The organism is Rhodocyclus purpureus (assembly GCF_016653115.1).
GTDB lineage: Bacteria > Pseudomonadota > Gammaproteobacteria > Burkholderiales > Rhodocyclaceae > Rhodocyclus > Rhodocyclus purpureus.
This window is the reverse complement of sequence record NZ_NHRX01000066.1, coordinates 55,601-69,431: the sequence shown is the minus strand read 5'-3', so window position 1 is coordinate 69,431 and position 13,831 is coordinate 55,601. Positions and strand designations below refer to the sequence as shown.

Sequence of the window (13,831 nt, the reverse complement as noted above, 5' to 3'; positions counted from 1 at the left end):
GAAGTCGGCACGGGAGCGCTTTCCCGCTCCTCGCCGATGGATGGTGCGCAAAAACATGACTGGCGAGGCCGCGGAAGAACGAACTGGATTGCCACGGCGCTACGCGCCTCGCAATGACGGCATTGTCGCCACGGCCCTACGCCTCGCAATGGCGGCGGTGCCGGGCGTGCATGGCGAGGGAAGGTGCGGAGACCGTGACCGTCATCGCGAGCCCGAAGGGCGTGGCGATCCAGTGCCCAGGGCTCGCATCGTGAAGGACGCAGAGACAGAGGAACGAACTGGATTGCCACGGCGCTACGCGCCTCGCAATGACGGCATTGTTGCCACGGCCCTACGCCTCGCAATGACGGCGGTGCCGGGCGTGCATGGCGAGGGAAGGTGCGGAGACCGTACCCGTCATCGCGAGCCCGCAGGGCGTGGCGATCCAGTGCCCAGGGCTCGCATCGTGAAGGACGCAGAGACGGAAGAACGAACTGGATTGCCACGGCGCTACGCGCCTCGCAATGACGGCATTGTCGCCACGGCCCGACGCCTCGCAATGACGGCGGTGCCGGGCGTGCATGGCGAGGGAAGGTGCGGAGATCGTGACCGTCATCGCGAGCCCGCAGGGCGTGGCGATCCAGTGCCCAGGGCTCGCATCGTGAAGGACGCAGAGACGGAAGAACGAACTGGATTGCCACGGCGCTACGCGCCTCGCAATGACGGCATTGTTGCCACGACCCTACGCCTCGCAATGACGGCGGTGCCGGGCGTGCATGGCGAGGGAAGGTGCGGAGACCGTGACCGTCATCGCGAGCCCGCAGGGCGTGGCGATCCAGTGCCCAGGGCTCGCATCGTGAAGGACGCAGAGACGGAAGAACGAACTGGATTGCCACGGCGCTACGCGCCTCGCAATGACGGCATTGTTGCCACGACCCTACGCCTCGCAATGACGGCGGTGCCGGGCGTGCATGGCGAGGGAAGGTGCGGAGACCGTGACCGTCATCGCGAGCCCGCAGGGCGTGGCGATCCAGTGCCCAGGGCTCGCATCGTGAAGGACGCAGAGACGGAAGAACGAACTGGATTGCCACGGCGCTACGCGCCTCGCAATGACGGCATTGTCGCCACGGCCCGACGCCTCGCAATGACGGCGGTGCCGGGCGTGCATGGCGAGGGAAGGTGCGGAGATCGTGACCGTCATCGCGAGCCCGCAGGGCGTGGCGATCCAGTGCCCAGGGCTCGCATCGTGAAGGGCCCAGAGACAGAGGAACGAACTGGATTGCCACGGCGCTGCGCGCCTCGCAATGACGGCATTGTTGCCACGGCCCTACGCCTCGCAATGACGACATTGTCACCACGGCCCTACGCCTCGCAATGACGGCGGTGCCCGGCGTGCATGGCGAGGGAAGGTGCGGAGACCGTGACCGTCATCGCGAGCCCGCAGGGCGTGGCGATCCAGTGCCCAGGGCTCGCATCGTGAAGGACGCAGAGACGGAAGAACGAACTGGATTGCCACGGCGCTACGCGCCTCGCAATGACGGCATTGTCGCCACGGCCCGACGCCTCGCAATGACGGTGGTGCCGGGCGTGCATGGCGAGGGAAGGTGCGGAGACCGTGACCGTCATCGCGAGCCCGCAGGGCGTGGCGATCCAGTGCCCAGGACTCGCATCGTGAAGGGCCCAGAGACAGAGGAACGAACTGGATTGCCACGGCACTACGCGCCTCGCAATGACGGCATTGTTGCCACGGCCCTACGCCTCACAATGACGGCGGTGCACGGATCAATCGACCAGACTGCGCGCCTCGGCGACGTCGCCGCGGTAGGCTTCGAAGATGTTCTTCAGCGCGGTCTGCATGTCCACCTGCGGTGCCCAGCCGAGGTCGTTCATGGTGTTCTCGATCTTCGGGACGCGGTGCTGGGTGTCCTGGTAGCCCTTGCCGTAGTACTCACCCGAGGTCGTCTCGACCATCTTCACCTGCGCCGCGCTCTCGGCGTACTCGGGGTACTGCGCCGCCAGTTCGAGCATCATCGTCGCCAGTTCGCGCACCGAGAAGTTGTTCTTCGGGTTACCGATGTTGAAGATCTTCTGGCTGGCGACGCCGTCCTTGTTCTCGATGATCTTCATCAGCGCGTCGATGCCGTCGGAGACGTAGGTGAAGGCGCGCTTCTGGCTGCCGCCGTCGACCAGCTTGATCGGCTCGCCGCGGACGATGTGGCCGAGGAACTGCGTGATCACGCGCGACGAGCCTTCCTTCGGCGTGTGGATCGAGTCGAGCCCCGGTCCGATCCAGTTGAACGGGCGGAACAGCGTGTATTCGAGGCCTTCCTGCTGGCCGTAGGCGTGGATGACGCGGTCCATCATCTGCTTGGCGCAGCTGTAGATCCAGCGCGGCTTGTTGATCGGCCCGAGGATCAGCTCCGAGTTCTCGGGGTCGAACTGGGCATCACGGCACATGCCATAGACTTCCGAGGTCGACGGGAAGATGACGCGCTTCTTGTACTTCACCGCCTGGCGGATGATCGGCAGGTTGGCCTCGAAGTCGAGTTCGAAGACGCGCAGCGGTTCCTTGACGTAGGTCGCCGGCGTCGCGATCGCGACCAGCGGCAGGATCACGTCACACTTCCTGACGTGGTACTCGATCCACTCCTTGTTGATCGTGATGTCGCCTTCGAAGAAGTTGAAGCGCGGGTGGTCGACGAGTTCGGCGACGCGCTCGCTGTTCATGTCCATACCATAGACTTCCCAGTCGGTCGTCTCGATGATGCGCTGCGACAGATGGTGGCCGATGAAACCGTTGACGCCGAGGATGAGGACTTTTTTCATGATGATTCCGGAAGGTCAGAAGAAGTGTTTGCCGTCGCCGAGTTGGCCACTGAAGCGAATGCGGAAGTCGGAAGGAGAAAGCGGCGCGCCGTCCTTGATCAGCGAGAGTAAGCGCAGGACACGGCCGTCGGCGCAGTCGGCGTAGTATCGGTCGCCGTCGACGTAAAGGCCGGCGCCGCCGGGACGCGCGCTGCGCCCGGGCTCGTGCTGGCTGCGCCCGACGATCAGGCGCTCGCCGTCGATCTCGAAGAATGCACCCGGATAAGGCGGCGCCACCGCGCGGATCAGGTTGTGCACCACCGCCGCCGGCTGCCGCCAGTCGATGCGGCCGTCCTCGGGCTTGCGCCCGCCGAAGTAGCCGCCCTGGGCGAGGTCCTGCGGGAGGTGCGGCGCGGTCCCGGCGATCAGTGCGGGCAGGACGCCGTCGAGCGCGAGTTCGGCGGCGACGGTGACCTTGTTGAAGACCTCGAAGGCGGTATCGTTGGGCAGGATCGGCACACGCTGCTGCGCGACGATGCGGCCGGCGTCGGGCTTGGCGACCATCTCGTGCAGGGTGGCACCGGTCTCGTGCTCGCCGTGCAGGACCGCCCAGTTCACCGGCGCGCGCCCACGGTACTTCGGCAGCAGCGAGCCGTGCATGTTGTACGCGCCGCGTGGCGCCAGTTCGAGCAGCGGCAGCCCGAGCATCTTGCGGTAGTAGAAGGAGAAGATGAAATCCGGGCGCGCGGCGGCGACGCGCTCGAGCACTTCCGGGGTGTTGGCATCGTCCGGCGTGATCGTCGGGATGTCGTGACGCGCGGCGATTGCGGCGACGCTGTCGAACCAGATGTTCTCGTCGGCGCTGTCCTCGTGCGTGACGAGAAGACTCACCTCGACGCCGTGCGCGAGCAGGGTCGACAGGCAGCGCGCGCCGACCGAGTGATAGGCGAAGACGACGGCGCGGCTCATGGTTTCGGCTCCGCGGGGAGATCGGTGGTGACGGGACTGGCCGCAGCGGCCGGCGCGGTGGCCGCGTGCTTCGCCGTGTGCTTGCGCGGCTTCGTCTCCAGCACCGCGTCGATCAGGAAGCGCGGACGGTGGCGGACCTGCAGATAGACGCGGCCGACGTACTCGCCGATCAGGCCGACGCCGAAGAGGACGAGACCGAGCAGGAAGAACATGATGCCGAACAGCGTGAACACCCCCTCGGCTTCGGGGCCGACGATCAGCCGGCGCAGCGCGAGGAAGGCGACGAACAGCGCCGAGAGCAGAGAGACGCCCATCCCGACCATCGAGAACCACTGCAGCGGCACCAGCGAGAAGCCGGTCATCAGGTCGAAGTTGAGGCGGATCAGGCTGTACAGGGAGTACTTCGACTCGCCGGCGAAGCGTTCCTCGTGCGCGACCTCGATCTCGGTCGGCTTCATCGCGAAGGTGTAGGCCAGCGCCGGGATGAAGGTGCTCACCTCGCGGCAGGAGTTGATCGCATTGATGATGTTGCGCCGGTAGGCGCGCAGCATGCAGCCCTGGTCGGTCATCTTGATGCGTGTGATGCGCTCGCGCAGGCGGTTCATCGCGCGCGAGGCGTAGCGGCGGAAGGCCGAATCCTGGCGGTGGCGGCGGATGCTGCCGACCAGGTCGTAGCCTTCGCGCATCTTCTCGACCAGGCGGCCGATCTCCTCGGGCGGGTTCTGCAGGTCGGCGTCGATGGTGACGACGATCTCGCCCTGGCAGTGCTCGAAGCCGGCCATGATCGCCATGTGCTGGCCGGCGTTGGCGGCAAGCAGGATGACGCGGGTGACGTCGGGGCGGCGCTCGAACTGCTCGCGCAACAGCGCCGCAGAGCGGTCGCGGCTGCCGTCGTTGATGAAGACGATTTCGTAAGGGGCGCCGAACGCATCCATCGCCGCGTAGAGGCGCTGGAACAGGGTCGGCAGGCCGGCCTCCTCGTTGTAGACGGGGACGATGACCGAGACTTCGGGAGAGTTCATTCGCTTTGGATCAGGTCGATGAGATGGTCGCAGACGGCGTCGACGTTGGCGTCTGTCATCGCCGGGAACAGCGGCAGCGTCAGCGTAGCCGCGCCGACGCGTTCGGCGTGCGGGAAATTGCCTTCAGCGTAGCCGAGTCCGCGGTAGAGGGCGAACAGATGCATTGCCGGATAATGCACGCCGACACCGATGTTGCGCTCGCGCAGCGCGGCGATCAACTCGCCGCGGCTCAGCGCCAAGCGTTCGAGCGGCAGCAGCACCTGGAACATGTGCCAGTTGCTGTCGGCGAAGTCGGCCGGCGGCAGGCCGAGCCCGAGGTCGGGCGCGCCTTGCGCCGGGTCGAGGCGGGCGAAGTAGCGGCGCGCGAGTTCGCGCCGGCGGGCGGTGAATTCGTCGAGCCTGCGCAACTGCCCGAGGCCGATCGTCGCCGCGATGTCGGTGAGGTTGCCCTTGTGGCCGGCAACATCCACCTCCATCTCGCCGCCGTCGAGCCGGCGCACGCCCTGCAGACGCAGGCGCTCGCAGAAGGCCGGATCGATGTCGGCCGGCAGCACCAGCGCGCCGCCCTCGCCGGTGGTCAGGTTCTTGTTGGCGTGGAAGGAAAAGGAGACGAAGTCGCCATCGGCACCGATCGGCCTTCCCCGCCACGAGGCGCCGAGCGACTGCGCGGCGTCCTCGATCACGCGTAAGGAGTGGCGGCGCGCGATCGCATACAGACGGTCGCGGTCGACCGGCAGGCCGGCGAGGTCGACCGGGATGATCGCCTTCGTCTTCGCCGTCACAGCCGCCTCGACGCGGTCGAGGTCGAGGTTGCGCGTGACCGGGTCGATGTCGACGAACACCGGGCGTGCGCCGCGGTGAAGGACGACGTTGGCGGTGGCGACCCACGACAGCGGCGTCGTGATCACCTCGTCGCCGGGTCCGACGCCGGCCAGTTCGAGCGCGATTTCGAGGGTGATCGTGCCCGAGCTGAAGGCACGCACGGTGCGCCCGCCGAACATGGCCGAGAGCGCCGCCTCGAACTCCTGCACGCGCGGTCCGCTGGTGATCCAGCCCGAGCGCAGGGTGTCGCCGACGGCGGCGATGGTCGCTTCGTCGAGCGACGGACGGGTGAAGGGAAGGAATTGCGGGAGAGATGGAAGATGCGCAGGAATCATGAGCGGGCCACGAGATAAACGCCAACGATGATGAAGCCGATGCCGAGGAGCTTCTGCGCGGTCACCGCCTCGCCGAACAGCCAGTGCGCGGCAAAGGCATTGACGATGTAGCCGATCGACAGCATCGGGTAGGCGATCGACACCGGGACCCGCGACAGCGCCATGATCCAGACCACGACGCTGACGACGTAGCAGCAGAGGCCGCCGAAGATGTGCGGCTCGAAGGCGAGCTTGAGCCCGACCGGCAGCGCGTTTTCCAGCGAGAAGGAGAAATGGCCGATGGCGTTGGTGCCGGCCTTGAGCAGCAACTGCGCCGCCGCGTTGAGCAGGACGCCGAAGAGGATCAGCGAGAAAGCGACGGTGCTCATCGATCACCTGCGGAAGATGGGGAAGCAGACTCGGCCAGCGGCGCAGCGGGCGCCACCGGCGCGGCGGATTCCGCGGCCAGCAGCGGACGGCGGACGACGACGCGACGCGTGTCGCGCGCGACGACGCTCATCGGCAGGCCAGCCGCGGCGAGACTGTCGTACATGCCGGGAGTCATCAGTGCGAAGGCGTCGCCACCTGCTGCCCAGCGTTCGCGGAATTCGGCGACGGTCGGGATCGCGAGTTCTGGCTCCTGTTCGAGCCCGAATCTCATCTCGTCGCGGTAATCGACCAGCGTCAGCGTGCGCTGCAGATAGAAGGGCAAGGTCTGCTCGTAGGTATTCACGCTGTAGAAGGGAACGTCGGGCGTCAGCAGCGGCTTCACTTCCCGCGCCAGGTGGTACGAGGAATTGGAACGCGACAGCGACTCGTGCCCGAGCATGACCAGCGTCAGCGCGATGAAAGCGCCGGCGGCAAGGGTCAGCAGGCCACCGCCCTCGCGCCGCCGCCAGACGAGGAGCAAGGCGGCGAGGCTGGCAACGAGCAGCACCGCGGCGGCAGCCTCTGCCCACACGGCGTAGGCCTGCATCATCTCGATGGTCGTGTCGGCGTCGGCGCGGTCGACGATGCGCGGCGAGAGGTAGAGTGCGGCCAGCGCGAGGACGACGATGATCGCGAGGTGCGGCAGCAGCACGCGGCGTTCGGCGCGGGCGAGCCAGACGCCCGTGAGCATCGCCAGCGCCGGCGCCATCGGCAGGATGTACGAGGGCAGCTTCGAACTCGACGCGCTGAAGAAGGCGATGATGACAAAGGCCCAGACGGCGAGCAGGCGTTGCGGCTGGAAGCCGCTCTCGCGCTCGCGCCACCAGGCGCCGAGCCAGCCCTGCAGCATCATCAGCGTCCACGGCAGGGCGCCGAGCAGCAACACGGCGATGAAAAACCAGCCCGGCTGCGTGCGCCGATGCCCACTCGAAAGGAAGCGCTCGAAGTGCTCGTGGATGAAGAAGAAGTGGAAGAACTCGGGATTGGCGAGCGACACGGCGACGAACCACGGCGCCGCCAGCAGCAGGAAGAGCGGAATCCCCCGGATCAGTTCGAGCCGCCGCCACGGCGACAGGTCACGCGTCAGCAGCGAGTAGAGGACCAGGGTCGCGCCGCACAGCACCAGCGCGACCAGCCCCTTGGACAGCATCGCGGCGGCCAGCGCCGCCCAGACGACGAGCATCCAGCGCCGCTGCTCGGCAGGCTGCGCCTGCCTGCGGTTGGCCAGCAGCAGGCCCGACAGCGCCAGTTGCAGGAAGAACGACAGGCCCATGTCGAGCGCGTTGAAGTGCCCCATGAGCACGACGAACAGGCAACTGCCGAGCGTCGCGCCGGCGAGCAGACCGGCGCGCGGACCGAACAGGCGGCCGGCGGTGAAGAAGGCGAGCAGGACCGAGAGGAAACCGGTGATTCCCGGCCAGATGCGCGCCGTCCATTCGTTCTCGCCGAAGACCTGGTAGGCGGTGGCGGTCGCCCAGTACTGCAGCGGCGGCTTCTCGAAGTACTTGATCCCGTTCAGGCGCGGCGTCACGAAATCGCCGGAAACCGCCATCTCGCGGGAAATTTCGGCGTAGCGTCCCTCGTCCGGCTTGAGCAGCTTGCGGTAGTCGAGCGTGCCGAACCAGACGACGGCGAACACCAGCAGCAGGGCCCACAGGCCGCGCCGGGAAAGGATGGGCGAGGAAGGATTCATCAGGAAAAGAGCAGCGCGGCGGCGACGCGACGTCCCTCGCCAACGAGCAGGTTGTAGGTGCGGCAGGCGGCACCGAATTCCATCATCTCGATCCCCTTCTGCGCTTCGACGAAAGGACGCAGCAGTTCCGGGTGCGGAAAGCGCTGCGGCGCGGGCATCCCGAGCAGGGTGACGTCGGCGTCGAGGGCGGCCAGGAAGGCGAAGTCCGCGAGGGTGAGCGCGTCGAAGCCGGCAGCGGTCCAGTCAGGCGTGAGCTGCTGCGGCAGCAGCAGGAGACTGTGCAGGTGCTCGTGACGGACGCCATCGACGCTGACGAAGCCGGCGCCGTAGGCGGTCACGACATGGGCGCCGTCGGTCGCGGCAACATGCAGCTTCATGGAAATTGCGGTGCACAAAACGATAAAGTAGGATTATATCTTTTTTGCCGACCGCTACTTGACGTAGTAATCGCGTCTGCCCCGGAATTTCCGCGGTACTGCACGCGATCGGCCCCCTCCGCCCCCTCCCGTCTTCCAGGCCAAAGTCCATGCCCACCGTCAACCAAGAGCCTGAGCTCGCCTCCCTGCCGGCGCCCTTCTCCACGTCGCCGCTGACGCAGGCGCCGATCCGCAAGTCGGGCAAACTCGCCAACGTCTGCTACGACATCCGCGGCCCGGTGCTTGCGCGCGCGCGGCAGATGGAGGACGAGGGCCACAAGATCATCAAGCTCAACATCGGCAACCTCGCCCCGTTCGGCTTCGAAGCGCCCGACGAAATCCAGCAGGACATGATCCGCAACCTGCCCAATTCGGCCGGTTACTCCGACTCGAAGGGGATCTTCCCGGCGCGCAAGGCGGTGATGCACTACTGCCAGCAGAAGAAGATCCGCGGCGTCACGCTCGAAGACATCTACATCGGCAACGGCGTCTCCGAACTGATCGTGATGGCGATGAACGCGCTGCTCGACCCGGGTGAGGAGGTCCTGCTGCCGGCGCCCGACTATCCGCTGTGGACTGCCGCGGTCAGCCTCTCGGGCGGCACGCCGCGCCATTACCTGTGCGACGAGAACAACGGCTGGCTGCCCGACCTCGACGACATCCGCGCCAAGATCACGCCGAACACGCGCGCGATCGTCCTCATCAACCCGAACAACCCGACCGGCGCGCTCTACCCGCCCGAACTGCTGCTCGAAATCATCGAGATCGCGCGCAAGCACGGGCTGATCATCTATGCGGATGAAGTTTACGACAAGGTTCTCTTCGACGGCGAGAAGCACACCTCGATCGGCGCGCTGTCGGAAGACGTGCTCACCATCACCTTCAACGGCCTGTCGAAGAACTACCGCGCCTGCGGCTACCGCGCCGGCTGGATGATCGTCTCCGGCGACAAGCGGCGCGCGCGCGACTACATCGAGGGGCTCGACATGCTGGCGTCGATGCGACTGTGCGCCAACGTCCCCGGCCAGTACGCGATCCAGACCGCGCTCGGCGGCTATCAGAGCATCGACGACCTGGTCGCCCCTGGCGGGCGCTTGCGCCGGCAGCGGGACCTCGCGCACGAACTGATCACTGCGATCCCCGGCGTCACCTGCGTCAAGCCGAAGGCTGCGCTGTACATGTTCCCGCGCCTCGACCCGAAGGTCTACCCGATCAAGGACGACCAGGAATTCATCGCCGAGCTGCTCGAAGCCGAACGCGTGCTGCTGGTGCAGGGAACCGGTTTCAACTGGCCGCAGACCGACCACTTCCGCCTCGTCTTCCTGCCGCACGAAGACGAGCTGCGCGAAGCGATCGCCCGCCTCGCGCGCTTCCTCGAAGGCTATCGCCGCCGCGCTGGCGCCGTCCGCTGAGCATCGACACCTGCGCGGGGCACGCATGCCCCGCGTCCCCACGCGCGCCCGGCCAGTCCGGGCGCAGCATCGTTAACCTTTTCACTCGCAAGGACACCATGAAACCGATCAACGTAGGCCTTCTCGGCATCGGCACCGTCGGCGGCGGCACCTTCACCGTTCTCGACCGCAACGCAGCAGAAATCACCCGCCGTGCCGGCCGGCCGATCCGCATCACCAAGGTCGCCGACAAGAACCTGGCGCTGGCGAAGCAAGTGGTGGGCGACCGCGCCGAAATCACCGACGACGCCTTCGCGGTGGTCGAGGATCCGTCGATCGACATCGTCGTCGAACTGATCGGCGGCTACGGCGTCGCCAAGGAACTCGTGCTGCGCGCGATCGCCAACGGCAAGCACGTGGTCACCGCAAACAAGGCACTGCTCGCCGTTCATGGCAACGAGATCTTCGCCGCCGCGCGCGACAAGGGCGTCATGGTCGGCTTCGAAGCCGCGGTCGCCGGTGGCATCCCGATCATCAAGGCGCTGCGCGAGGGCCTGTCGGCCAACCGCATCGAGTGGATCGCCGGCATCATCAACGGCACCACCAACTTCATCCTCTCGGAGATGCGCGACAAGGGCCTGTCGTTCGCCGAGGTCCTCGTCGAAGCGCAACGCCTCGGTTACGCCGAAGCCGACCCGACCTTCGACGTCGAGGGCGTCGACGCCGCACACAAGCTGACGATCATGAGCGCGATCGCCTTCGGCATCCCGATGCACTTCGCCGAGGCCCACGTCGAGGGCATCAGCCAGCTCGCCGCCGACGACATCAAGTACGCCGAACAGCTCGGCTACCGCATCAAGCTGCTCGGCATCACCCGCCGCACCGACGAGGGCGTCGAGCTGCGCGTGCACCCGACGCTGATCCCGGCAAAGCGCCTGATCGCCAACGTCGAGGGCGCGATGAACGCGGTGCTGGTCAAGGGCGACGCCGTCGGCCCGACCCTCTACTACGGCAAGGGCGCCGGCGCCGAACCGACCGCCTCGTCGGTGATCGCCGACCTGGTCGACGTGACGCGCATGCACACGGCCGATCCCGAGCACCGTGTCCCGCACCTCGCCTTCCAGCCCGATGCGGTGGTCGACCTGCCGATCCTGCCGCTGGCCGAGATCACCACCTCGTACTACCTGCGCCTGCGCGTCGAGGACAAGCCCGGCGTCCTCGCCGACATCACGCGCATCCTCGCCGAACAGCACATCTCGATCGACGCGATGATCCAGCGCGAACCCGGCGAGGGCGAGGAGCAGACCGACATCATCATGCTCACGCACCAGACGCGCGAAAAGCAGATCGACGCCGCGATCGCCAAGATCGAAGCCCTGTCCGCCGTGCGCGCCCCGCTGATCCGCCTGCGCCTGGAAGAGCTGCTGTAATAAAGGGGAGAGTCGGGGCAGGATGAGTCATCCTGCCCAAGTCATGGGGACGTCATGCTTAATTCATTGGAATTAAGTGTAACGTCCCCATGATTTCGAATGCAAAGCGCACATTCGCCTGAATCCGGTCATTGCGAGGCGCGCAGCGCCGGGGGGCAACACCGCCGTCATTGCGAGTCGCGCAGCGCCGTGGCAACACCGACGTCATTGCGAGGCGCGTAGCGCCGTGGCAATCCAGTGCGTTCTTCCGTCTCCTCGCCCTTCACGATGCGAGACCTACCCACTGGATCGCCACGCCCTGCGGGCTCGCGATGACGGTTACGCTCTCAGCCCCTCTCCATGCACTCCCGGCACCGCCGTCACTGCGAGGCACGCATCGCCGTGGCAACACTGCCGTCATTGCGAGTCGCGCAGCGCCGTGGCAACACCGCCGTCATTGCGAGGCGCGTAGCGCCGTGGCAATCCAGTGCGTTCTTCCGTCTCCTCGCCCTTCACGATGCGAGACCTACCCACTGGATCGCCACGCCCTGCGGGCTCGCGATGACGGTTACGCTCTCAGCCCCTCTCCATGCACTCCCGGCACCGCCGTCATGGCGAGGCGCGTAGCTCTGTAGCAACACCGCCGTCATTGCGAGGCGCGTAGCGCCGTGGCAATCCAGTTCGTTTTCTGTCTCAGCGCCCTTCACAACGCGAGCCCCACGTACTGGATCGCCACGCCCTACGGGCTCGCGATGACGCTTACGGTCTCAGCCCCTCTCCATGCACTCCCGGCACCGCGTCATTGCGAGGCGCGTAGCTCTGTAGCAACACCGCCGTCATTGCGAGGCGCGCAGCGCCGGGGGGCAAAACCGACGTCATTGCGAGGCGCGTAGCGCCGTGGCAATCCAGTTCGTTTTCTGTCTCGGCGCCCTTCACGACGCGAGCCCCACGTACTGGATCGCCACGCCCTGCGGGCTCGCGATGACGGTTACGCTCTCAGCCACTCTCCATGCACTCCCGGCACCGCCGTCATTGCGAGGCGCGTAGCGCCGTGGCAATCCAGTTCGTTCTTCTGAACTTGCGGCGTTCCAGATAGACGCGAGTGAATCGATAACAGCCCCACGAACTGGATCGCCACGCCCTGCGGGCTCGCGATGACGCGCTGTCTGGATCGCCACGCCCTGCGGGCTCGCGATGACGCTACCGTCCCCGTTTCTACTTCAGACGACGAGGTGCGGCAGCTCCAGGTACTCGCGCGAGCGCATCTCGGTCAGGCGGCTGGCGGTGCGGAAGAACTCGCCGGAGTGGGTTCCTTCCGTATAGAGCTGCTCGGGCTCGCAGGCGGCGGTGGCGATCAGCTTGACGCGGCAGTCGTAGAACACGTCGACCAGCCAGGTGAAGCGCCGCGCTTCGGCCGACTGGCGCGCCTCCATCTTCGGGATCCCCGAGAGCAGCACGTGTGGGAAGCGCCGCGCCAGTTCGAGGTAGTCGTTCTGCGAGCGCGGGCCGCCGCACAGCGCGGCGAAGTCGAACCAGATGACGCCGTCGGCGCGGCGCAGGCAGGGGATCGACCGGCCGAGGACCTCGATCTCGCCGCCGATCTCGCCCTCACCTCCGGCCAGTTCGACGAAGGTCTCCGCCTGCAGCCGCTCGGCCGCAGCGTCCGCGGGGATTCGGAAGGTCTCGACCCGGTCGAGCGTGCGCCGGCGGTAGTCGATGCCTGCGTCGACCTCGACCACGTCGAGCTGCCGCTCGATCAGCGCGATCGTCGGCAGGAAATTCTCGCGCTGCAGTCCGTCGGGGTAGAGGCGATGCGGCGGGTAGTTCGAGGTCATCACGATGACGACGCCGCGCGCGAACAGTGCTTCGAGCAGGCGGCCGAGGATCATCGCGTCGGCGATGTCGGAGACGTGGAACTCGTCGAAGCAGAGCAGGCGCAGTTCGCCAGCGATGTGGTCGGCGACCTTGGCCAGCGGATCGCTGCCGCCCTTCAGCGTGTTGAGCCGGCCGTGCACCTCCTGCATGAAGGCGTGGAAATGCACGCGCCGCTTGCGCCGGTACGGCACCGCGGCGAAGAAGCAGTCCATCAGGAAGCTCTTGCCGCGCCCGACGCCACCCCAGAAATAGACGCCGCGCGGTGGCTGCGCGCGCGACAACATCTTGCGCCAGGCGGTGCGCCGCGCGACCTTGAAGGCGAGGAGTTCCGTATAAAGCTGCTGCAGACGCTTGGCGGCGGCCAGCTGCGCAGCGTCGGCCGTGTAGCCGTTCTCGGCGAGCTTGCCGAGGTAGGAATCGAGCACGCCGTGTTCGGCGACGTTGAGGATCTTGTGGGGCATGGGTCGCGGGAGGGGAATGAGCAGGAACGTCGGCAGGCCGGGAGCGGTGCCACCGGCCGCCGTACGCAGGCGGTGAAAAGGAAAGAAGTGTAAAGCAAGGCAGGCGCGAAGTGCGCAGGCCGCCGTTCTGTGCAGGCCCCGCGCAGAAAAATCGCGCTGATTTCAGAAAAATGAAAAAAGTGCTTGCATTCGGAAGAATTCGCCTTATAATGGCGACTCTTTCGCAGCGCAAGGCAACAACAGCAA

The 13,831-nt window shown here is 66.5% G+C and carries 10 protein-coding genes; 2 read left to right on the top strand and 8 right to left on the bottom strand.

Annotated features, from left to right (window positions below; translation table 11 throughout):
• Positions 1–1,761 precede the first annotated feature (1,761 nt).
• The 7 genes from CCR84_RS14430 to CCR84_RS14400 are packed head-to-tail and all read right to left on the bottom strand — an operon-like array spanning position 1,762 to position 8,410.
• Positions 1,762–2,805, bottom strand: a complete 1,044-nt coding sequence (locus tag CCR84_RS14430; RefSeq protein WP_201213699.1) for a bifunctional UDP-4-keto-pentose/UDP-xylose synthase — start codon at positions 2,803–2,805, stop codon at positions 1,762–1,764.
• A 15-nt stretch (positions 2,806–2,820) separates the two neighbouring features.
• Positions 2,821–3,753: a formyltransferase gene (locus CCR84_RS14425; RefSeq protein WP_201213697.1), complete on the bottom strand. Its 933-nt coding sequence runs from the start codon at positions 3,751–3,753 to the stop codon at positions 2,821–2,823.
• Positions 3,750–4,775, bottom strand: a complete 1,026-nt coding sequence (locus tag CCR84_RS14420) for a glycosyltransferase (RefSeq protein WP_201213695.1) — start codon at positions 4,773–4,775, stop codon at positions 3,750–3,752. The genes CCR84_RS14425 and CCR84_RS14420 overlap by 4 nt, the downstream gene beginning before the upstream one ends.
• Positions 4,772–5,932: a DegT/DnrJ/EryC1/StrS family aminotransferase gene (locus tag CCR84_RS14415; RefSeq protein WP_201213693.1), complete on the bottom strand. Its 1,161-nt coding sequence runs from the start codon at positions 5,930–5,932 to the stop codon at positions 4,772–4,774. The genes CCR84_RS14420 and CCR84_RS14415 overlap by 4 nt, the downstream gene beginning before the upstream one ends.
• The gene (locus CCR84_RS14410; RefSeq protein ID WP_201213686.1) at positions 5,929–6,300 is read right to left on the bottom strand and encodes an SMR family transporter; all 372 of its coding nucleotides are present in this window, start codon (positions 6,298–6,300) and stop codon (positions 5,929–5,931) included. The genes CCR84_RS14415 and CCR84_RS14410 overlap by 4 nt, the downstream gene beginning before the upstream one ends.
• Entirely contained in the window at positions 6,297–8,033 is a 1,737-nt protein-coding gene (locus CCR84_RS14405; RefSeq protein ID WP_201213684.1) for a glycosyltransferase family 39 protein, read from the bottom strand. Before CCR84_RS14405 ends, CCR84_RS14410 begins: the two co-directional genes overlap by 4 nt.
• Positions 8,033–8,410 (bottom strand): Mth938-like domain-containing protein, encoded by a 378-nt coding sequence (locus CCR84_RS14400; protein WP_201213682.1) that lies wholly within the window; start codon positions 8,408–8,410, stop codon positions 8,033–8,035. The genes CCR84_RS14405 and CCR84_RS14400 overlap by 1 nt, the downstream gene beginning before the upstream one ends.
• Before the next feature lie 149 nt (positions 8,411–8,559).
• Between CCR84_RS14400 and CCR84_RS14395 the strand changes: the two genes are divergently transcribed.
• Both CCR84_RS14395 and CCR84_RS14390 read left to right on the top strand, forming a co-directional pair.
• Entirely contained in the window at positions 8,560–9,861 is a 1,302-nt protein-coding gene (locus CCR84_RS14395; RefSeq protein ID WP_201213680.1) for a pyridoxal phosphate-dependent aminotransferase, read from the top strand.
• A gap of 98 nt (positions 9,862–9,959) precedes the next feature.
• Positions 9,960–11,270, top strand: coding sequence for a homoserine dehydrogenase (locus CCR84_RS14390; RefSeq protein ID WP_201213678.1), 1,311 nt, complete (start codon positions 9,960–9,962; stop codon positions 11,268–11,270).
• Positions 11,271–12,469: 1,199 nt separating this feature from the next.
• On the opposite strand, the gene zapE is transcribed toward CCR84_RS14390, so the two are convergent.
• Complete coding sequence (gene zapE / locus CCR84_RS14385) at positions 12,470–13,585, bottom strand: cell division protein ZapE (RefSeq protein WP_201213677.1); 1,116 nt, start codon at positions 13,583–13,585, stop codon at positions 12,470–12,472.
• Positions 13,586–13,831 lie beyond the last annotated feature (246 nt).